This is a genomic window from Pseudoalteromonas sp. Z1A8, assembly GCF_011378855.1.
GTDB lineage: Bacteria > Pseudomonadota > Gammaproteobacteria > Enterobacterales > Alteromonadaceae > Pseudoalteromonas.
In genome coordinates, this window is the sequence record NZ_WTLB01000039.1 from 18,836 (window position 1) to 40,409 (window position 21,574).

Here is a 21,574-nt window from a genome sequence, read left to right on the forward strand (position 1 = left end):
GTAAAGAGGCTGGAACCTCTCTACCCCGTATCGGCTGCGCGACGTTTAAACCACCCCAGCCGATGGCTTAATTCTAACGAATTCCATTGGTGAGGGATAGATCTATTTATAGATCCACTAACTGATGGAGGCCATTATGGCTCACATTCGCATTCGTCCTAACGGACGTATTCAATATGATTTACACCTTTACGGGCAGCGCTTTCGTGAAGGCACTAAGCTCATGGCGACCCCTGTTAATTTAAAAAAAGCCCATGCGACGCTTAAAAAAATCAATGCAGAAATTGCTTTAGAAACCTTTCAGTATCGTGATTATTTCCCTGAGAGTAAGAAGGTGGCGAAGTTTGAGACGCTACAACGTACCAAAGATCCCGATCGCCTGTATCCGTTTTTCAATGATTACGCGAATGAATGGTTTGACCGTCAAAAAGCAAAATGGAAAAATAGCTATCAAAGTGTAGTGCGCAATATACTCGATACTTATTTGACACCTGAATTTGGAAATATACTCGTCAGCGAAATCACATTGGCAAATGTAGATTTTTTTCGTGAAAGCCTAACGTTGATAAAAAAGAATGGCCGTCGAAAGCTTACAAATAAACGCATCAATGGAATATTATGGCCGCTCATCGCTATTTTGAGTTTAGCCGCCGAAGAGCATAATTTCCCCTACCCTATGCGTCGTTATAAAACACTCAAAGAAGAACGTGCTGACTCAAACCCGCTAACCGCTGATGAGGTACAGCGCTTTTTAGATGCAGCACCCACTGAATGGAAAGATTACTTTAAACTGCGCTTTTGGACTGGGATGCGTAGCTGTGAAGTTCATGGCTTGCGTTGGGGTGATGTGGATTTTAATCATCGCCTTATTCGTATTCGCCATAACTGGGTTAATGGTGAGCTTTGTGATGTAAAAACCCCTAAATCACGGCGCGAACTAAAAATGTGCGATACTTTATACGCGCTATTTAACCGCTTAAAAGACCTAGCTGATACTGAATTTGTGTTTACCTACAATGGCAACCCACTCGATAACCACTTTGTGAGTAAACAGCTTTGGTATCCATCATTGAAAAATGCGGGGCTATCACATAGGCGTCCTTATGAGACTCGCCATACAGCTGCTGTATTGCATATCGCTGCGCATGAAAACCCGTTATATATCTCGCATATGCTCGGACACAGTGATACTCGATTATTATTCGAGGTTTATGCGCCTTATATTGCGAATGCCTCTAGACAAGATGGGTTTGCGTTTAGTGAAATGATGGTAGAGCGTGGGATTGCTTGAGCGTAAAATCTGTTAATCATTCTATGAAGCCTTTTGAGTTTAAAAGGCTTCATATCCCTATTCAATACGGCATGTTTTCAAAAGTGAAACTATCTCTTTAATCACTGTAACTATCACCTACAATTAAGCTCACAAACAGCCCCTTATAAGTTCACTCCATCTATTACACATAAGTTGTCTTCTTCGATAGCGCGTCGCAGCTCATCTTTACTTCTTAAAAAGAGCTCACTAACATTTGGTATACCGATGCGAAAACTGTGTTTCAACTCGATGACACTAACACTGCCATTCGGAGATGATAGATCGAGTTCTTTTTCAATAGCAAATAAGCCATTCCCATTTGGCTCAATATTGAACTCTCCTCCGTCGACGATATGCCTAATCACGCAATCGCTCACTGTAGGTAACTCCTCTTTTCCAATGTCAATAGTCGTGATTTGACCACGATGATCTGAATCGATTCTTCTATAAACATACAGTACAGCTTTGTCTTCCAGAGGAGTGAATTGCAGAATTTCATTATATCCAGCAGAGTCTTTTTGTTCTGCTGGTATTGAAGTACAACCACTTGCTAACATGATTGATGCGATTGCAGTAGTTAATATTAATTTCTTCATTTTATTTCCTTATTTAATATCTAGCACTTATTGTTGTTATAGAATATTTTAAATTTAAGCTAAATCTTTCACAGCCTAAACGTATTTTCTCATCAATAAATGTTTTAAATAGTATTACTACCCTTAATCATTCCTTGATAAGTTCATTCAATATTACAAAAACCAACCCATTAGTCTATGTTTTTTATAATTAACCAGTATATTTCATTAGGATGGTTATTTACTCGTTGTGTATTCTCTGGATGCAGATGGCGTAGAGATCATATATTTCACAGGGTAGCCCCACTTTTTAAACTTTTTCCTTCAGCGTATACACCTTCACTATTGATATTATCTGCGAATAGAGCAAATTTATAGTGTATAAAGTAACAATACCTGCCCCTAACAAAACTTAAAAATGCCACAACTTATCTGAAAAACTCCGATTTCTTGCCACTTGAGGCTAAAGCGGTTCATGCTGCCCAGCCTAATTTCATTGCAAAATCAGGCGTGATAGGAAACGTACCCACTTTCCCCTAACACCATCGGTACCGAAATACTTACGTAACATGAGCAATCCTTATAATTTATTTTTCTCGATTACTATAAAAAAACTATATTACAAAATGAAAAAAAGCGCGGCTTTTGAGCCGCGCCTAAAAATAAGAATAACGTTAACATAAGCCCATAGCGTAAATCTCTAAACTTAGAGTTAACTTCTGATCTGAACTTAGCGCTTTAAATTAATAATATTATCAACAAGCTTTTCATCACTCATTTTTTTCGTTTTTGCTTTCCACACTAAGTCACATATACCATCTGTAGGGTTAAACGCTGTTGGGGCATCGAGCAGTAGTTGACGAATTGTTTCATTATCAAAATTATGACACGCAATATCTAACGCCTCAATGAAAACATTTAGTTCAGGTAAAGGGAGCATCACCTCCTTTGCCGTCATAATACGTTCATGCGTTGTTTCACCAACGTTATCGCCAATAAGTAGTTCTTCAAAAAGTTTTTCACCGGGACGTAATCCGGTGCATTTTATTTCGATATCACCATGTGGATTCGTATCGCTTTTAACGCTTAACCCTGAAAGCCTAACCATTTTCGTGGCTAAGTCTTTAATTTTAACAGGATCGCCCATATCGAGCACAAACACATCCCCGCCTTTCCCCATCGCTCCCGCTTGTATCACTAATTGGGCAGCTTCAGGAATAGTCATAAAAAAACGTGTTATATCAGGGTGAGTAAGTGTTATGGGTCCACCCTCTTTAATTTGTCTACGGAATAAGGGAACTACAGAGCCACTAGAACCCAGAACATTACCAAAACGCACCATACAAAAACGCGTCTTGTGCTTGCTACCTTGCTCTTGTGCTAAACCTTGTAACACAAGCTCCGCCATACGTTTGGTTGCGCCCATAACATTAGTAGGGCGCACTGCTTTATCCGTTGAAATCAGTACGAACTTTTCAACGCCTGCGTTAACGGCAGCTTTCGCAGCATAATAAGTACCAAATACATTATTACGCACGCCTTCGACTACGTTATGCTCAACTAAAGGTACATGCTTATAAGCCGCTGCATGATAAACAGTTTGTACACCAAACGTGACCATTACGGTTTCGAGTCTGTTAATGCGTTGAACAGAGCCCATTATCGGTACCAGCTTAATAGCCAAGCTATTATGCTCAATATACTCTGAAAGCTCTTTTTCTAAGATATATAAGCCATATTCACTTTGCTCAAATAACACAAGTTTCTTTGGCTTTTGTTTAATTATTTGTCTGCACAGCTCTGAGCCAATTGAGCCCCCCGCCCCTGTTACCATCACTATTTTGTCTGCGATATTAGCCGCCATTAAATCAGCTTTTGGTGTAACTGGGTCGCGCCCTAATAGATCTTCAACGCCAACCTCAGTCATTTCAGCTAGCTTGGCTTTACCTTCAACAACATCGGCCATACCCGGTATAGAGAGTACTTTGACAGTGAGAGGCTCTAATTGGGCAAGTATTTCTTTTCTGCGCGAACGCGGAGCGCTAGGGACAGCAAGCAGTACTTTAGTCACTTGACCCTTAGCAATTAAGGCATAAATATCTTCAAATCTGATAACCGGGATACCCTGTATGACAGAGTTATTTTTAGTCGTATCATCATCTATAAAAGCACGCACGTAGTAATTCGGGCCTGCACCTAAGGCGGTGGCCAATTGTCGCCCAGCTGAGCCAGCGCCATAAATAATGACAGATTCCTTTTTATGCATCGTCATTTTACTAATAATGGCTCGCACTAGGATACGTGCGCCACCGACGGTCAATAAGCATAGCCATGCAAATATAAATGGCATAGTGCGAGGTATCTCTACGCCAGTAAAAAAAGCAATAATCACCAACGACGCAGTCGTGATCACAGTACCGAGCACAATAGCCCACACTGCTTGCGAATTCATGTATCTGAGGACCGCTCGGTACAACCCTAAATTAATAAACGTGAATAAGCTAATAGGGATAAGTAAGGCTAGTAAAAACCAATTTTCTTTATTATTTAGGGGGGTTAGGCTATCAAGCCGTACGATAAGGGCCAACCAAAAAGCGATAAAAATAAAAAGCGAGTCAATAAAAAGCGTAATAAGGCGTTTTCTAGCCCTAGAAGCACTCAAAACAGAACGGATGAAACTATCCACGGCAAGTTCCTTTGCGGTTCTAATATTGGGTAAGTCCAATATTGTATTTTTATATTAATGTAAGCTCAGATTATAACAAAGAATAGACGACTGTAAGTAGTTAAAAAAGAAATTAATTATGCAAATATTTAATGAGTATGTGCAATCCCTATTTGCTAAGGAATTTGGATGCACATTTAATTAAGTTAATTGAAATGAAGAAGGAATACGGCTATTGGGGCGGGAAAAGTGACGAAAAAAGTGTCTCAATACTGTCTCACCCTGAGACACTTTTTAAGAAAAAAGGTTAAAAATTAGTGTGTTAAAATAGCGAAAAAAATAGGCCTAATAGTCCATACGATTGGCATAATCTAGCATTATAAACAGTATGTGCTATTTAACCCTATCTCCACTACCACTGCCAGTAATTGTCATTAGTATGTATTTAAAATAATTACTAATTGTGAGTGTATCAATCATTTCACGGTCTGTTTTAGCAAGTAGTTCAGGGGTAGACATATCAATCTCGTTTACTTGAGCTAAACCAGTAATCCCAGGGCGCACTGCAAAAATATTTTTAGCTTCACGTGCTTGAGTTAACTCCTCTTGGTTAAACAAACCTGGTCGAGGGCCAACTAAACTCATTTCACCTTTTAAAACATTCCACAACTGTGGAATTTCATCTAGCTTCGTCTTACGTAAAAACCCACCAAATGAGGTAATAGATGCTGTACTTGCTAAGTGACTTGCGACCGATGCTGTATCAACAGTCATAGTTCTAAACTTAACTAATGTGAATGGTTTTTTATTTCGCCCAATACGCTCTTGCTTGAATATCGGCGAACCTGTGTCAAACAAACCTATAATATATAAAACTACTAAAAATGGCATAGCAAATAGCAAACCAAAAAGTGAAAACAAAAAATCTAATAAACGTATCATCTATAAATCCAGTAATTATTTTATTGACGGCTTTTTAGCAGCAAGTGTAAAACCATGCTCGACTGAGTATGGTGGTATCCAATTAAGAGTATTTTTTGTATGAGTAATATCTAATTGGAGAGAACCTGTAAGTCGATCTATCACCTCCGTTTTATTTAGTAACTTTCCTACTAATTTAAAGCACCAAACAGGAATCGGAAAAGCTAGGTTTTTCTTGCCTTGCACTTTTGCCATTAATGCCACCATTTCAGCTGTTGATAAATCATAGTCATCAGAGACTAAAAATATCTGATTAGCGGCATTTGGGTGTCCAATACATACTTTTATTAAATCAATAAGATTATAAACTGAGACTAAACTACGTCTGTTTTGTTTTATTGATCTAAAGGGCAAAGGTAAGCCCTTTCCAACTAATCCCATTAGGGATGCAAAATTTGCTTTTACTCCTTGGCCGTAGATAAGTGGTGGCCTTATGATAATAATTTCCATCCCAGTTTTCGCACCAAGTTCCAGTAACAGTAGTTCTGCCTCAGCTTTAGACAAACCATAAGAATCAACGGGTTTAGCTAAGTTAGCAGATGTAAATGGATCTTCATCTGAAGTCGATTCTCCATTAACTTTTATTGAACTTACAAATATAAAGCGCTTGACTCCTGCGGCGGCCGCTTGACGCGCTAAATTTAAAGTACCCTCAGTATTTACTGCTCTGAATTGTTCTAAAGATTTTTTTGAGTTCTCATTCATTACGTGAACTCGAGCAGCAATATGAATTACTGTATTCACCATATTTAAAGCGCTCGAATAATTTGATACACCATCAATATCGTGCTTAAAAAAAGTTCCCAATTGCGAGTCTTCGCGACCTAACAAATTAAGAGAATATTCATTTTTCAATACCTGAACTAGGAGTGAACCTACAAAACCAGAATAGCCAGTTATTAGTAACATAAATTAACCTTTTACTCTTGGATCATAGTTTCTAACTAAAGTACTCAGTTTAACAGCAATAATATTCGGTAAAGAAGCCCTTATCAGCGGGTAAAGAAGGCCAAGGAAAGCTATCCCTCCTCTATCGTACCTAAACCAAGGCTTGAGCCCTATTTTAAAACGATTCCAACCTACGCTAAACGTATTCTTTTTAAAATCATCAATATTATATCTGTACTGTATAAGGTATTCTGGTAAATTATGAAATATGAGGCCTGAATCTATAGCTCTTATCCACAATTCGTAATCGTCTTGTCTATAAGGTGCGCTTAAAGAATAGCTTCCAATACCTAGTATACTACTTTTACGAAACATGACTGATGGATGTATCATAGGGCACGCCCAAATTAATTTTTTTATTTTTTCATGCTCTGTTGGCAAAGTCCTCTGAGAATACTCGGAACCATTCGAATCTATAAACTTTGCAAAACCACCGCAAATATCTATCGTTGGATTATTTGTCATAAATAGAGATTGAGTGTGAAATCTTTCTGGAAAACATACATCATCGGTGTCAAACCTAGCAATTAATTCATTTTCACACTCGTTAAGGCCAATATTTAATGCGGAGGACAGCCCAACATTTTCTGGTAAGTAGAGACATTTTATCGGTAAAAAAGCCTTCCATTTCGTAACTATTAGCTCTAGTTTATCACCTATAGGTCCATCTATCACAAGTAAGACTTCATGAGGCAGCTGAGTTTGAGTATATAAACTACTCATCGACTTATCTAAATTAAGAGGGCATTCTGCATGATATAATGACATCAATACTGAAACTGGTAAAAAACCAGACATATCAACCTCTCCCACTAAAAAGTTTAAAAAAAACAGTCCGAACAAAATACAAAAATTTAGAACTATGTACTAAACACCTTGCTTTATCAGTAAAACTTAAGTTTTTCATGAATACTATGCTTAAAAAGTTCCCCTGATACCTTAATGACTCAATTGCTGCCAAGTTTGATAGCTCTCTTATTTTTTCATCATTCAGTATAAGTCTGTATTTCTCTAAGAAACAGGAATAAACAATATTTCGTTTATGCATATTAATATTTTTTTTATCGAAATTATCCATAAAAGAAACTGAGTTATTTTCATGTATTCTATAATTTATGCCGATCATGGGGATATGAAAGCAAGTAATACCATCGAAATATTTTAACCCGCAAAGTATCCACATATCTTCGTTAGCCAAATGATTTGGCAAAGGAAAAACTAAACGAGAAAACTCAATGTTAAATAACATTGTACCACCCGAAACATTTCCTTTATTCGGGTCTTTTGGCAAAACTATTCCATCGTATTTTTTTTCCTCAGAAAACATCTTTAATTTACAAAGTGAGACTGCAGGACCTTTATGATTTATAATGGGCTCGAGCCTTAAGGAGACACTGTTTTGTGGGAGTAAGTCATCTCCAGCAAATAAAATAAAATAATCACCTGTTGATTTCTCATAAGCTAAATTGAAAGCATTGTTTTTTCCTTTAGAAGTATTCCTAAACACTTTTACGCAATCGTAATTTAAAGAAAATTTACTAATTAAATCAAATGTATCATCAGTAGAAAAATCATCTACTATAATTATCTCAATGAATAAATTTCCACTTTGAGATAGTAAGCTGTTAACAGCGGCCTTAACAAATTTAGATTCATTGTACACTGGCATTAAAACGGATATTTTAATCATGTAAAACCTTAAGGTTTAATAAAATAAAATTTTCATTTGTATTTATTATAAACATTTAACAATACACTTTCTTGATTTTCCCAAGAGTAAATTGAACGAGCCTTTTTCACATTGGCTTCCATCGATAAGTAGTCATTCTTTATAATATCATTTATCGCATGAATAAAACCCGATACAGTATTGTTATCGGCAACAACTCCAACATGATTTTCATTAACAAAACTCCTCATTTCCACTAGATTAGAAACTACCACAGGTAAGCCCGCCATTAAGTATTCGAACATTTTATTTGGTAAACAATATCTATAGCTGAGACATGAGTCTTCTATAAAAGATATTCCAAAATCAGCAGAGGATGTATGGTCAAGGAGGACGTTAGGAGTTACGGCTGGAAAAAAGAAAATATTATTCGATTTGGCTACTGCATTTTTTACTAATGACTCTAGCCGACCATAACCCATAATAACAAGAACGTTAGAGCTCCCCTCTAATGAATTAAATGCTTCAATTAATAGTTCAATACCACGACCAGTATTTAGGGCTCCTTGGTAAAGAAAAATTGTCTGTTCTTTACTGATACCTAACTGTTCCCTGAATATGTTCTGCTTACTTACCTGATTGTAGTTAGGGCAATTAAGAATCAAACTGGGTTTTTCAATACCATATAATGATACATAGGCATTAGAAATTGAATCACTAACGGTGATAACATCATCAGTGAATTTTATTAAAAACTTCTCCATGATTTTTATGATAAACTTTTCAATTCCATGGATACCATTCATTTCCGTTTGATATTCATGTGCGTCATAGATAACTTTTGTTTTTTTACTCATCAACTTTACAATGACACCAATTGGCAGAGCCGATAAATCATTACAATGGACAAAATCATATCCTCTTACTTTAAAAGCAGCTCTAATCAAAAATTCAAGATACTTTAATACCTGAATTATTTTGAATTTCATCCAATATCGTGTTGTTAGCTGAATACGCTCAACATTAAAGTATGATAATTTTTCAAATATGGGAAGCTCGATATTATGCATTGCAAATACTGTAACATCAAAGCCGGATTGCCCTAGAGTTTTTGATGTTTTTAAAACCCGACTATCATTGGTAAAATCATTCAAGACGACATTAGCTATCTTCACTATTTTTAAACCTTATTGTAAATGTAAGAAAACCTATAGAAAACCACAAAACAGACCAAAGTAAAGCTGTGGCTAAATTTGCTATTAAAATTACATATAATAATATAAAAAAATAAAATATGCACAAGGGCCTCTCTAATATAAAAACCTGATTAATGTAAAGCTTAGTATCTTTCTTTATGAGCCCTTTAAGCACTCCAAATAGAAGGGTAAATATTAAGATAAATCCAATAATACCAGTATGTGTAAGTGCAAATAGTAGTACACTATGAGTATAAGTTCCCTCTCCTGTGGTTTCTACATCCACATTGTAATTTCCAATTAATGGCGAATCAGATAATTGTATCAAAAAGTTATTCCTGACAATTTCAACCCTCGATTCTATTGAGCTTTTATTATTACTGCTAAAAAATCTAGACTTAGTATAATCAAAACCGCTCAAAGCAATAACAAGGCTTACAAAAATCACTGAAAAGAAAGTAAATTTCGCTAAAGATTTAAAAAACTTTCTTATGATTAGAAAATGAAACGGTATATTATTATCTTTAGTAAAAGATTCTTTCAACTGTTGTGTACATAAAAAACCTTTAACTAAATAAAATATAAATGAAATCCCGGCAACCATAACAAATGAGTTATTTGACCCCATAATTTGAGCTATAAAAGCAACCATTAGAGCCATAAATAGATATATATAGTTAACAACCAACCTTACAGCCCTGAAATTAAAAATATAAAAACAGATTAAATTTATTATAAAAGTTATAGAGGTAAAAATAATAAATAAGACTGTTGAAAAGTCACCGGGTCTTTGATACATATTGTTTAGACCGCTAATAATAAAACGATCTTCGATTTTTCGACTTATCAATGCAGAAAATATATCTACATAGGCAGCAATAATTAGTATAAAAAGAAATAGAAGAAAACTCACTACGAATTTAGGTTTTGAACTTGCTCTTCTTAAAAGCTCTGCAAAACTAAAAGATAAAGAAAACCCTAAGGCAAGAAAAAAGAATATCCCACCGCCAGTACCAAGTAAATGTTCTTTTAAATAGACTAGATCTTGCCTATCAAAAACAATTTTAAATGTCAACCAGATAAGAAAAACAAACAAACAGAAAGAATTGAAATTAAAAAACAAGCGACTTTTTATTAAAATATAGATAAAAATTAAAGATGAACATAAAAAGTACCCTATTAAAACCTGATTTAATATGGCACCTTCGCCGATGTTTTTTATGTTTACGGAAAAATAATATAATAAAGAAAATATTTGAAAAAATAAAAAAATAAAAAACAATTTATCATTAATTTTAAAATTTGATTTTTGCATTTAATTTAGAACACCTAAGATATACAGTAAATCGAATACCTATTTCAAAATCAAAACAATAGGTACATGTAATTAGTTTCGAAACTCAAATATAAATCACAACTACAGTACGGAAAAATTATTAACATTCAGTAAAAGTCTTAATTATAAATTTCTACTTCTGGAGTTATCCTTCACAGTAAAAAACACAACACCCAAATATAACAGATAAAAGATAAACCCTGAAATAGCATAGATTTCACCTACAAATTCATTAAAAAAATTAACTGCAATCCATATAGATATGCAGCGTATTAAAACGCCTGAGATTTGGAGCATCATAGCGACATGTTGGTTATTAGTAATGTGTAATGACATAGAAACAGGAGATGTGATAAATTGTATAAAAAACCAAGGTGCCATCCAAGAAATTAAAACACCTGTGCGCTCCCACCCTGAACCGAATACTATCGGAACAAGAGTAGGCGCGGTAACACAAGCGAGTAACAGTGGAATAAAACCTACTTTAGCCAACATAACGATAGTCTTCGTTGTAAATAACCTCAATTCGCCTTTATGATATTTTTGTGCAGCTTCAGCTAAATAGACTTGACCTACGGCTCTACCAACTAGAGTCATTGGTGCTGAAATTAAACGCATAGCAAGCATCAAAAAACCAGCTTCAGGACCTAAAGCATATGTTGCAATAATAAGTATAGGCACCTGAGCACCAGCACTATTTGTTAAAGCTTCCCATGTCGAATACTTCGGGAAACGATCATAGGTTTTAAGCGTATCTATAAGTTTTGAAAATTTAAACTTAAAAGATAATGATTTAAACTCTTTTAAAAATACATTTAGTAAGCTTATTATACCAGCGCAGGAACTTAAGAGGTGGCCCAGCAATAACCCAAGTGGCATTATACCAACCCACCCAGCCCCTAACTGCACAGAACTGCTAGCAAGTGCTTGTTTTACACGAGTCTTTGCTATTAATGAAAATGCTCTATCTCTTGTCATCCAATATTGTAGAGCATTATAAGACCCACTAAAAAAAGCACCTAATGGTAACAACCACAAATAGCCATTAAGGAGATTATTTGTAACACTATTAATCCAATTAGCACCAATGGCTACAATAAAAAATGTAAGTGAAGATATAATAATTACGCTAATTATAGATAAGAAAAAAAGATAAATTGCAGACTCATTTTCTTCGGGTATTGGTATACCTATTTCAAACCTTAAGCATGCAATGGATGTTAAAATGGCCAAAAGAGAAGCATAAGTAGCTAAAATAGTAAAATCTTCAGGTGTATAAATACGAGTTAATAATGGTAAAACGATTAATGCTAATAATTGAGAAAAAGCAGTACCTCCAACAAGAATACCAATACTTCGAACAAATTTGATATCTCTTAGTTCACGCAGCTTCTTTATGATCATTTAACAATACTTACTTTTTAATGGCACACAATAAGTCAAAGCTTTTCATACTCCGAAATATATCCATGCATTGGTAAACTAAATACCGACTTAGCCAACTTTTCGGCAATTAAAAAATCTCCAACATGATGACCTAAATAACTAAACGCGGTCTGTTCATGCATACACGTTCCATAATAAATCATGGTGGGTATGCCTTCTTCTTTGTACTTTGCCATTACTGCATCACGATTTGTTGATACCAGTGTGTATTGTGCCCATGAGCTTATATAACCTTCTGGCACTTGTGGTGTTTGAAATTTAGCAGATAAAGCTTGCTCGTAGTTGTCCGCCGCTTTATTGCGATTAATAAGCTCTGTTGGAAACTCAGCGAGCTTTTCAAGTAGTATTGCAGCTTGAATGGTATCTAAACGACTGTTCATGCCTATGCGTACATTATCGTATTTATCTTTACCTTTGCCGTGGACACGGTAGGATTTTAGTAGTTCAGCATACTCGTCATTATCTGTGAAAATTGCGCCGCCATCACCGTAACAACCTAGTGGCTTTGCTGGGAAAAAACTGGTTGTGGCTATATCACCAAAACTACCAGCACGCTTTCCATCGATGCTACCACCAAACCCTTGCGCTGCATCTTCAACCAATTTTAGATTGTACTTATCTGCAATTTTTTGAATTTCGGGGTAGTTCGCGGGCAAGCCAAATAAATCAACAGCTATAATTGCTTTAGGGATTAATTTACCTTCCGTAATGGTTGCTTGAATACGTTTTTCTAGGTCAATTGGACAAATGTTAAATGTTGCTTCATCTGAATCAACAAACACTGGCGTCGCACCTTCAAACGCGATTACTTCTGCCGTTGCAAAAAAAGTAAAAGTGGGACAGAAAACAGCGTCGCCTGGCTTAATATCAAGTACCATCATGGCAAGTGTAAGTGCATCAGTACCATTTCCACAGGTAATGGCATGTTTAACACCCACATATTTAGCAAGTTCATCTTCAAGCTCTTGTACTTCTGGCCCCATGATATAGTGACCGTGGTCTAAAACTGTTTTAATGCGCGCATCTATTTTTGTTTTTAAGTGCTGGTATTGCGCAGCTAAATCTATAAATTGTATCGTCATTTTAAATTCTTTAAATTAGGGAATATTGCTGATTTGTATAAGCTTATTAAATTATAGCATTGAACACTAAAGATTTAATGGCTTAATATGGGCTAAAGCCCAAGCTACAATTAATAATTGGCAATGTTTAAAAAAGTGTGTCACTTAATAAGTAACACATTCCCTTCTAAAACATATTCTTCACCGGTGTGTTCACACGTGGTACTGGCATTGCCAGCTAATGGTAAATTCAGTTGTTCGCCATATTTACTTATCCAACCGATTTGCTTGGCAGGTACACCAACCATCAATGCAAATGCTGGTACATTTTTATTTATAACGGCACCAGCACCTACTAATGAATACTCACCTATAGTTACACCGCACACAATAGTACAATTAGCACCCAGTGTTGCGCCTTTCTTTACTAATGTGTCGCGGTATTCTGTTTTTCGCTCAATGAATGAGCGCGGGTTATATACATTGGTAAATACCATACTTGGCCCACAAAACACATCATCTTCAATATGCACGTTATCGTAAACTGATACGTTATTTTGTATCTTAACGTTATTACCGATTGTCACTTTATTACCGACAAATACATTTTGCCCTAACGAGCAACCTTCACCAATTTGCGCACCACTACACACATGCACAAAATGCCAAACACGTGTGTCAGAGCCTATTTTTGCGCCGTCATCAACAATAGCGCTTTCATGCACATGATAATTCATGGTTATAATACCTTTGAAAGTAATGGATGGGTTTTGCTACCCGCTTGAGCTAAAGGCATCTCACGGATTTTTTCGACTGTCTCAATTGCTACACGGTTTTCATCAATACCAAAACCGTTGCCAGCTAAAATATTTTGATAGCTCTGAGTGTGTAAGTCAGTAAAACCACCTGAAAACTCTAGCTCTTCAGTATTAGAACCGTCATTAATAATAATACTACGATAGGTAAGTTTTTCACCTTTAACCGCATTTTCAGGCAGGTTGTTAGAGTCAATAGATAAAAACCACTTAACGCGCGCACGTTCATACTCAAGGTAGCCGCTAGAGGTTTTTTCATCTCTAAAGTGGACTTCATTATGCTTAAGATCACCAAAAATAAAATGCAGCATATCGTAAAAATGTACACCGATATTAGTCGCTATACCACCAGACTTATGGTCAAACCCTTTCCACGATTTCATGTACCATTTACCACGAGATGTCATATACGTTAGATCAACATCAAACACTTTATCGGCAGGAGCAGCTGCTACTTTTTCTTTTAAAGCGATAATTGAAGGATGTAATCTTAATTGCAGTATTGAATTTACACTTGCGCCATACTTGGCTTCATATTCTTTTAAAATATCCATATCTTCTGAATGCAAAACTAATGGTTTTTCACAGATTACGTCTATGCCATTTTTCAGGGCGTACTTCATGTGTGGAGCGTGTAAATAATTAGGGCTACAAATGGCAATATAATCTAACTTCTGGCCTTTCATCGCACAATCTTCAACAAAGGCAGTAAAGTCTTCAAACTCGGTAAAAAATTCGGCGTCGGGGAAGTGGCTATCCATAATCCCAACAGAATCATTAATATCCATTGCGACTAACAGATTATGGCCTGTCTCTTTAATTGCTTTTAAGTGACGTGGCGCAATGTAACCAGAGGCGCCTATAAGTGCGAAGTTTTTCATTTTAAATCCTTTATTACAATCTAATGTCTGAATCTTTAGGGCCAAATACGTGCTTCACATCGTAAAGTACATGTTTTTGTTTACCGAGCTTTCGAATTTCTTCAACACCCATGTTTTTAAACTCACTGTGATCAACCGCTAAAACGATACCGTCGTAATAGTTCTCTTTAAGAGAGTGAATTAATGATAATCCATATTCATGCTCAACTTCAGCAGGATTTGCCCAACCGTCGTACACATCAACACTCATGTTGAAATCTTTCAGTTCTTTAACAATATCGATAATTTTTGTATTACGTACGTCTGGGCAATCACCTTTAAAAGTAAAGCCGAGTACGAGTATTTTTGCTTCATCCACATGTATTTTTTGGCTTGATATTTTTTTAACTAATTGAGTGGCAACATACTCACCCATACCATCGTTAATACGACGACCGGCTAAAATTACTTCTGGGCGGTAACCAACCTCTTGTGCTTTATGAGTTAAATAGTATGGATCAACACTTATACAATGTCCGCCAACTAGGCCAGGCTTAAATTTGAGGAAATTCCACTTTGTACCGGCTGCATTCAAAACTTCTTCTGTGTCGATACCTAATCGATTAAATATTTTTGCAAACTCATTAACAATAGCAATATTTAAATCTCGCTGGGTATTTTCAATTACTTTTGCAGCTTCTGCCACTTTTATAGATCCTGCTAAGTGTGTACCAGCAGTAATTATTGAACCATATAAATTATTTACAAACTGACCAACTTCTGGAGTAGATCCTGAAGTGATTTTCATTATTTTTGTTAATGTATTTACTTTGTCGCCCGGATTAATTCGCTCTGGTGAATAACCTGCAAAAAAATCTTGATTGAATATAAGTCCTGATACTTTTTCAATAATAGGTAAGCAAACTTCTTCTGTTGCACCGGGGTATACTGTTGATTCATAAATAACAACGTCACCCTTTTTCACAAACTCACCAAGCAATTCAGATGCTTTACGAAGTGGTGTTAAATCTGGCGCATTACCGTCATCAATAGGAGTGGGTACAGTAACAATATAAATATTACATTCAGCGAGTTCTTGCTTATCACAAGAGAATGTTAAGTTTTTCACATCAGCAAGCTCGCTATCGCTCACTTCTAAGGTTGCATCATGACCATTTTGTAATGCATCAACACGATTTTTATTTATGTCGAACCCTAATACTGGATATTTTTTACCAAATTCAACTGCTAATGGAAGGCCAACATAGCCCAAACCTATAATGCCAATTTTTAGGTCCGTTAATGAATCGTGCATATATGTACTCTCTTTGGTTAGTGATAAAGCTTCAAGCTTCTTATCAAATTAAATATTGAAGTTGGTTCTATGATTAGGCACGTAAGGCAAGGCTCAATGTGAGCATGTGATACATAGAATCCTAAATCCATTTCCGTTCTATTAAGGGGCGTATTATCCATTTTTTAGCCAAAATAACACCCTAAAATGTCGTTTAATTGAGCTTAAATATTTATAAAAAATTGCATTTTTGCAATTTAGTACCTCAGTGATTTAATATCCCACTGAGACACTTTTTTCTAAATTGAGACAGTCAGTTTTAACTATCTCATTGTAATTGCTTGTTTTTGTACTTTTTATAAAAAGTGCCCAATAGGCCCTTAAATATATTGGATACTATTTATCGCTTTTATATTCGTAATTATAGTAACCATAATACCCATAAGCATTACTGGCTTTTTTAACAACACCGTTAAAAACCACACCTTTTACGTCTATGCCATTTTGCTCAAAGCGATTACGGGTTAGTTCTATTTCACGTATATGGTTTTGGCCAAAACGTGCAACAAGTAATGTAGTACCTGTTTGTGCACTAACTATTACGGGGTCGGTTACAGCTAAAATTGGGGGGGTATCTATAATTATAATGTCGTAAGCGGCGCTTACTTCTTCAACTAATTTGCTAAAGTTGCTGTTCATTAGTAGTTCTGAAGGATTTGGCGGTATTTGTCCACGTGTAATAACGCTTAGACCATCAACTTTAGTTGTTTTTGTAACTTGCTCTAAGTTTAAACGACCAGATAGGTAGTCACTTAAGCCATCATCCGACTTTAAATTAAACTGAGTTTGTAAATAGCCTTTACGCATATCGGCATCTATAATTAGTACTTTTTTACCGCTTTGTGCAAGTACACTTGCCAAGTTAACCGACACAAACGATTTACCCACACTTGGGCTTGGGCCCGATATTGCAATAATGTTATTTTTTGCTTCCATCATCGCAAAGTGTAAGCTGGTACGTAAGCTACGCAGTGCCTCTATTGCTAAGTCGGCTGGGTTATCGATCGCGAGTATACTTTTAGGTTTATTTGTTTTGCTTTTACGAGCTCGTTCGGCAAAGCCACTTAGTTTATCTTGGTAATCTGAGTGCGGGATACTTGCATAAACAGGTAGGCCTAACGCTTCAATTTCGGCTGGATCTTCCACCCCTTTGTGCATTGCTTTTTGTACTAGCACTATAGCTACAGCTAACATTCCACCTAACATAGTTGCCATTACTACAATTAATGCTTTTTTAGGTTTTACTGGCTTACTCGTATTTACCTCAGCGAAGTCAATAATACGCACGTTACCTACCGTACCTGCGCGAACTATATCAAGCTCTTGTGTTTTACTTAGTAGTAGTGTGTAAATTTGGTTACTTACTTCTACGTCACGCTTCAAACGCAGTAGCTCTTGTTGGGTTTCGGGTAGGTTGCCTACCTCACCAACAAGCTCTTGTTTTTGGCTTTCAACCGCTTCTATTTGTTCTAAAATACCTTGGTATGTTGGGTGGTCTTTTTTAAACTTACGGCCAAGTTCTAGGCGTTTTAAATTTAGCTCTTGTAGTTTGGTTTCGAGCTTTACTACTTGTTCAAGCACACCCTGGGTTTCGAGCGTTATGTTTATTGACTGGCGCTTTATTTGATAGTTATTAAAGCGCTCTTCTGCGTACTCAAGTTGTTTTTTAATTTCAGGTAATTGTACTTCTAAAAACTCGAGTGACTTTTGAGCTTCAGCGCTATTACGCTCTACATTACGGCGTACATAAATAGCGGCTACTTTGTCGAGTACTTTTTCAGCGTAGTTTGGGTTAGTGCTTTGTAAGCTAAGGTTTATAATACCTGAATCTTTACCCTTTTCACTTGCGCTAATAGCCGTTTGCAAATCTAAAATAGTATTAAGGCGGTCTCTTCGGGTAATTGTAAACTCTGTGCCAGGCCGCGCGTTTAAAGTACGAATAGTTAAACTAAACTTACCGTTTGTAAGTTCTTCACCTACTTTACCGACTAACACTTTCTCGCCGTCTGCATTTAAAAGTGCAAGGCTATTGTTAACTTGCACTACAAGAGTAAATGTTTGATTAATTGCTGAACGCGGTACGTCAAATCTAAATACATTTATGCTTTCGCCACCCCATGCATAGCTGCTAGCACCAAAGCTTGGCTCTGCTAGCTCACCGTTTTCAGTTGGGGCAAATTTACGAAATGCTCGGCTACCAATAAATGGGTATAATTTAGGTTCGGCTGTTACATCAAGATTTAGCGTGTCAACTGCTTCGCCAATTATGCTGCGTGATTTAAGTAGCTCTATTTCGGTTACTGCAGCCGATGTGCTTTCGAACATGCCGGCCATATCATCAAAGCCTGGTACAGAGGTACTCCCGTCTTCAACCTGTATCATCGCGGTTGCTTGGTAAACAGGTGTGCTTAGTACGGCATATACAATACCTATAAACATAAATAATGCGGTAATTGCGACTATAAAATATTTACGATCGAGCAATGCGCCAAATAGCGCCATTAAATCGATTTCTTGTGTTAGTTGTGCTGTATTTTTGTTATTACTAGCGCTATTAGAACTGTTATCCGGCTGGGTATTCATTAAATTAGCCATTCCTTATAAATACTTTTGCCAAGCGCTGCAGGCGCTGTCGATTAATGTGTAAACGTGTTCAAAAGCCTCTTGGCTTTGGCGGTAGGGATCAGGTATTTCTGTGTTATTAATCCATTTACCTAATAAAAAAGTTTTGCCGCGTGCTTCTGGGTAGCGAGCGTGTACGTCGTTTAAATGGCGTTGCTCCATTACGAGTATTACGCTGTTTTGTGCTACCAAACTCGATGTAAGCTGCTGCCCTTGGTGGGCATCCATATTTATACCATGTAACTGAGCAATTTTTTTTGCTGTCGCGTCAGCTGGTTTACCTTCAAGTGCTGTTAACCCCGCAGACGATACTTTAACATTTTTACCATCAAGCTTTTGCTTTAAAACATACTCACCCGTTGGGCTACGGCAAATATTACCTGCACAAACCACTAATACAGCATCAAACATCTTGTAACCCTTAATTAGTGCTTATATCGTCAAGGCTATCAACAGTAGCAATAGAAGGCAGTAATAAGCTTATTACACGGTTCCAACGCGCTAGTGGTGCAGATGTTACATAAACTATGTCGTGTGGTTGCAGTTCAAACTGCTCAGCTAACACGAGTGCTGCAATACTTTTTGCATGTAGTTGGTATACATCGGCTAAAATACCTGTTTGTTCGTAATTACGTTTACGAAGTACAAATACGCCGTTGGCGTCTGCAGTTGCTTCATTTAAGCCACCGGTATCGCTTAATGCTTCAGCTAAATTTAAACCATAACGCGTTAATGTAACTGAGCCTGCTTTTTTTACATCGCCCAGTACAAATACTTTTTGTTGATCGTTACGATTTACATGCACTATATCGCCATTTTGTAATAAACGATTTTGCGAAATATCACCGTGTGCATAAAAGTCTTCTAGCTGTATTACTTCAGTTTTATTACCGCGAGTAAATGTAACTGTACGCCAGTCTGCGGCAGCCGTTAGGCCACCTGCTTGATTAAGTGCATCAATAAGTGTTAGCGGGATCTCGGTTACAGGGTAAACACCAGGTTGGTTTACTTCACCTGTAACGTAAGCTTTTTGGCTTTTAAAACCAACTACTTTTATGTCTACCTGTGGGTCTTCGATTACTCGTGCAAGGCGCTTAACTAGCTCTTCGCGTACTTGCCCTACCGTTTTGCCTGCAGCAGCAATATTTGGAGCGTATGCATAAGTGATTGTGCCATTTTTTTGAACACGGAAACCATCAAATTCTGCCGTACGTTGTACAGCCGCAGGAATAGTTAGCTCTGGGTGGTCCCATACGCCTATTGTGAGTACGTCACCTACGCCTAGTTTATATTCGTAACCATTAACGTCTAACTCTTTAGCATTTAATAATGGTTTAGCCGCTTTACGCGTTAATTTTTGTTGGCTTATTAGTGATGAGTCAATAATTTGTATGTTTACTTTTTCGAGATCGTTGTCAAGATTTTGTGTTTGCTCGCCAGAGTCAATCCCCTCAAAATGGCTACCTGGTATAATAGTACACCCAGTTATAGATAAAAATGCGAGTGAAGTAACGAGTGATTTATAGCTCAACGCCATTGTAGAATCCCAAAATTATTTTTAAATATTGCACTTACTCACCTACCTTGGTGAGCACTTGTATTTTAACAGGTTAATTGAAACATGTGCACCATTGTGAAGCAATAGGCTTTGCTTTGTAAAAGCTTTGTTACTGAGCTTTAATTAACACTTAAATTATATCAGTATTTTCATTAAGATATTTATAAAAAATGTAATTAAAATATTTTACATAAAAAATTAATGCGAGTAAGTGAGTAAACACTCAAAAGCAGAAATTACGAGCTTTGCTCGTCACGCCGGCAAGCTGCGCGTTTACAAGTGTTTTAGGCACGCTACCGCCCCTAGGTTGCAGTTCCTACGTACTGGTTTTATGCTTTAATGCTCTTTTAGGTAAGGTGTAACCTTACGTATATCAAATTTGATTGTGCTAATGTTGTGCTAACTGTTATTTAGCAGTTTAACTTTTTATTTTTATTTCTTTGTTGTCTACGCTCATTTCTATTTGTGTATTAAGTAAGTTAACTAACAAAATACTGCGCATGTCACCATCGGGTTCTTTATATATGGCGTCTATACTGTTAAATGAGTTGTTATTTATATTTACTACATCACCTGCTTTTGGCATGTTTGATTCGCTGGTATGAGAACAATTGGTCTTTAAAATATTTATTAATTTTACCGAAGCTACCTGATATATTGCACCATAAGACACAAACCCACTGATTCCGCGTGTATTTTTCACAAAAGAAAAATTATCATTTTGTGAATCTAGGCAAACAAATAAGTAGTTTGGAAATAAAGCAGCGCTTTTGACGACCCTACGACCTCTAACCAATGTTTCGGTGGTTAATTTTGGGTAAAAAGCTTCAATTCCTTGATTAAATAAGTTTGTTTTAGCTCGTTCTTCTTGCCGAGGCTTGCAAAATACTAAATACCATTTTTTCATGCTAATCCTTCAGCGAATCTTTTAAACACAATTTAAACACAAATAACACAACACTGAGTCAAATGTGTGGCGTATTATACGGACTCACTAGCTGCCGTGTAAAGAGCATTTAGTACAAAAATGGTGTTTTGTATTGCCCTAAAACACTTGACAAAAATTGAATGATAGAAAGTTCGTAAGCATTTTGTGAACTACCCATCGACGCCACTACGTGTCGATCAATGGGCTTCTACAGTCTAGCTTTTGAATGCTAGGCTGCTTCTTTTTTC

The 21,574-nt window shown here is 36.6% G+C and carries 18 protein-coding genes; 1 reads left to right on the forward strand and 17 read right to left on the reverse strand.

Annotated elements, in window-relative coordinates; all coding sequences use genetic code 11:
* Window positions 1-136: 136 nt before the first annotated feature.
* A complete protein-coding gene (locus GQR55_RS14660; protein WP_166421182.1) occupies window positions 137-1,291 on the forward strand; it encodes a DUF3596 domain-containing protein in 1,155 nt (384 codons plus the stop codon).
* 143 nt (window positions 1,292-1,434) lie between these two features.
* On the opposite strand, the gene GQR55_RS14665 is transcribed toward GQR55_RS14660, so the two are convergent.
* The 17 genes from GQR55_RS14665 to rfaH form a co-directional block, all read right to left on the reverse strand.
* The gene (locus GQR55_RS14665; RefSeq protein WP_166421183.1) at window positions 1,435-1,908 is read right to left on the reverse strand and encodes a hypothetical protein; all 474 of its coding nucleotides are present in this window, start codon (window positions 1,906-1,908) and stop codon (window positions 1,435-1,437) included.
* Between the two features lie 709 nt (window positions 1,909-2,617).
* A complete protein-coding gene (locus GQR55_RS14670) occupies window positions 2,618-4,573 on the reverse strand; it encodes a nucleoside-diphosphate sugar epimerase/dehydratase (protein WP_166421184.1) in 1,956 nt (651 codons plus the stop codon).
* 372 nt (window positions 4,574-4,945) lie between these two features.
* On the reverse strand, window positions 4,946-5,494 hold the full coding sequence (locus GQR55_RS14675; RefSeq protein ID WP_166421185.1) for a sugar transferase: 549 nt from the start codon (window positions 5,492-5,494) through the stop codon (window positions 4,946-4,948).
* Between the two features lie 15 nt (window positions 5,495-5,509).
* Window positions 5,510-6,442, reverse strand: a complete 933-nt coding sequence (locus GQR55_RS14680) for an NAD-dependent epimerase/dehydratase family protein (protein ID WP_166421186.1) — start codon at window positions 6,440-6,442, stop codon at window positions 5,510-5,512.
* A 3-nt stretch (window positions 6,443-6,445) separates the two neighbouring features.
* The gene (locus tag GQR55_RS14685; RefSeq protein ID WP_166421187.1) at window positions 6,446-7,279 is read right to left on the reverse strand and encodes a glycosyltransferase; all 834 of its coding nucleotides are present in this window, start codon (window positions 7,277-7,279) and stop codon (window positions 6,446-6,448) included.
* A 1-nt stretch (window position 7,280) separates the two neighbouring features.
* A complete protein-coding gene (locus GQR55_RS14690) occupies window positions 7,281-8,171 on the reverse strand; it encodes a glycosyltransferase family 2 protein (RefSeq protein ID WP_166421188.1) in 891 nt (296 codons plus the stop codon).
* A 32-nt stretch (window positions 8,172-8,203) separates the two neighbouring features.
* The gene (locus tag GQR55_RS14695) at window positions 8,204-9,325 is read right to left on the reverse strand and encodes a glycosyltransferase family 4 protein (protein ID WP_166421189.1); all 1,122 of its coding nucleotides are present in this window, start codon (window positions 9,323-9,325) and stop codon (window positions 8,204-8,206) included.
* On the reverse strand, window positions 9,312-10,661 hold the full coding sequence (locus GQR55_RS14700) for a hypothetical protein (RefSeq protein WP_166421190.1): 1,350 nt from the start codon (window positions 10,659-10,661) through the stop codon (window positions 9,312-9,314). The genes GQR55_RS14695 and GQR55_RS14700 overlap by 14 nt, the downstream gene beginning before the upstream one ends.
* A gap of 144 nt (window positions 10,662-10,805) precedes the next feature.
* Entirely contained in the window at window positions 10,806-12,086 is a 1,281-nt protein-coding gene (locus GQR55_RS14705) for an oligosaccharide flippase family protein (protein ID WP_166421191.1), read from the reverse strand.
* A gap of 35 nt (window positions 12,087-12,121) precedes the next feature.
* Window positions 12,122-13,204: a DegT/DnrJ/EryC1/StrS family aminotransferase gene (locus GQR55_RS14710; RefSeq protein ID WP_166421199.1), complete on the reverse strand. Its 1,083-nt coding sequence runs from the start codon at window positions 13,202-13,204 to the stop codon at window positions 12,122-12,124.
* A 146-nt stretch (window positions 13,205-13,350) separates the two neighbouring features.
* Complete coding sequence (locus tag GQR55_RS14715) at window positions 13,351-13,926, reverse strand: acyltransferase (RefSeq protein WP_166421192.1); 576 nt, start codon at window positions 13,924-13,926, stop codon at window positions 13,351-13,353.
* Between the two features lie 2 nt (window positions 13,927-13,928).
* Entirely contained in the window at window positions 13,929-14,885 is a 957-nt protein-coding gene (locus tag GQR55_RS14720; protein ID WP_166421193.1) for a Gfo/Idh/MocA family oxidoreductase, read from the reverse strand.
* A 13-nt stretch (window positions 14,886-14,898) separates the two neighbouring features.
* Window positions 14,899-16,179, reverse strand: coding sequence for a Vi polysaccharide biosynthesis UDP-N-acetylglucosamine C-6 dehydrogenase TviB (gene tviB / locus GQR55_RS14725; RefSeq protein WP_166421194.1), 1,281 nt, complete (start codon window positions 16,177-16,179; stop codon window positions 14,899-14,901).
* A gap of 375 nt (window positions 16,180-16,554) precedes the next feature.
* Window positions 16,555-18,801: a polysaccharide biosynthesis tyrosine autokinase gene (locus GQR55_RS14730; RefSeq protein WP_166421195.1), complete on the reverse strand. Its 2,247-nt coding sequence runs from the start codon at window positions 18,799-18,801 to the stop codon at window positions 16,555-16,557.
* Between the two features lie 15 nt (window positions 18,802-18,816).
* Window positions 18,817-19,251, reverse strand: a complete 435-nt coding sequence (locus tag GQR55_RS14735; protein ID WP_166421196.1) for a low molecular weight protein-tyrosine-phosphatase — start codon at window positions 19,249-19,251, stop codon at window positions 18,817-18,819.
* A 10-nt stretch (window positions 19,252-19,261) separates the two neighbouring features.
* Entirely contained in the window at window positions 19,262-20,377 is a 1,116-nt protein-coding gene (locus tag GQR55_RS14740; RefSeq protein ID WP_166421197.1) for a polysaccharide export protein, read from the reverse strand.
* A gap of 439 nt (window positions 20,378-20,816) precedes the next feature.
* Window positions 20,817-21,305: a transcription/translation regulatory transformer protein RfaH gene (rfaH, locus tag GQR55_RS14745; protein ID WP_166421198.1), complete on the reverse strand. Its 489-nt coding sequence runs from the start codon at window positions 21,303-21,305 to the stop codon at window positions 20,817-20,819.
* Window positions 21,306-21,574 lie beyond the last annotated feature (269 nt).

Bases quoted from the DNA above. Each gene is read 5' to 3' on its own strand.
- GQR55_RS14660 (WP_166421182.1), top strand. From the start codon at position 137: ATGGCTCACATTCGCATTCGTCCTAACGGACGTATTCAATATGATTTA.
- GQR55_RS14665 (WP_166421183.1), bottom strand. From the start codon at position 1,908: ATGAAGAAATTAATATTAACTACTGCAATCGCATCAATCATGTTAGCA.
- GQR55_RS14675 (WP_166421185.1), bottom strand. From the start codon at position 5,494: ATGATACGTTTATTAGATTTTTTGTTTTCACTTTTTGGTTTGCTATTT.
- GQR55_RS14680 (WP_166421186.1), bottom strand. From the start codon at position 6,442: ATGTTACTAATAACTGGCTATTCTGGTTTTGTAGGTTCACTCCTAGTT.
- GQR55_RS14685 (WP_166421187.1), bottom strand. From the start codon at position 7,279: ATGTCTGGTTTTTTACCAGTTTCAGTATTGATGTCATTATATCATGCA.
- GQR55_RS14690 (WP_166421188.1), bottom strand. From the start codon at position 8,171: ATGATTAAAATATCCGTTTTAATGCCAGTGTACAATGAATCTAAATTT.
- GQR55_RS14700 (WP_166421190.1), bottom strand. From the start codon at position 10,661: ATGCAAAAATCAAATTTTAAAATTAATGATAAATTGTTTTTTATTTTT.
- GQR55_RS14705 (WP_166421191.1), bottom strand. From the start codon at position 12,086: ATGATCATAAAGAAGCTGCGTGAACTAAGAGATATCAAATTTGTTCGA.
- GQR55_RS14715 (WP_166421192.1), bottom strand. From the start codon at position 13,926: ATGAATTATCATGTGCATGAAAGCGCTATTGTTGATGACGGCGCAAAA.
- GQR55_RS14720 (WP_166421193.1), bottom strand. From the start codon at position 14,885: ATGAAAAACTTCGCACTTATAGGCGCCTCTGGTTACATTGCGCCACGT.
- tviB (WP_166421194.1), bottom strand. From the start codon at position 16,179: ATGCACGATTCATTAACGGACCTAAAAATTGGCATTATAGGTTTGGGC.
- GQR55_RS14730 (WP_166421195.1), bottom strand. From the start codon at position 18,801: ATGAATACCCAGCCGGATAACAGTTCTAATAGCGCTAGTAATAACAAA.
- GQR55_RS14735 (WP_166421196.1), bottom strand. From the start codon at position 19,251: ATGTTTGATGCTGTATTAGTGGTTTGTGCAGGTAATATTTGCCGTAGC.
- GQR55_RS14740 (WP_166421197.1), bottom strand. From the start codon at position 20,377: ATGGCGTTGAGCTATAAATCACTCGTTACTTCACTCGCATTTTTATCT.
- rfaH (WP_166421198.1), bottom strand. From the start codon at position 21,305: ATGAAAAAATGGTATTTAGTATTTTGCAAGCCTCGGCAAGAAGAACGA.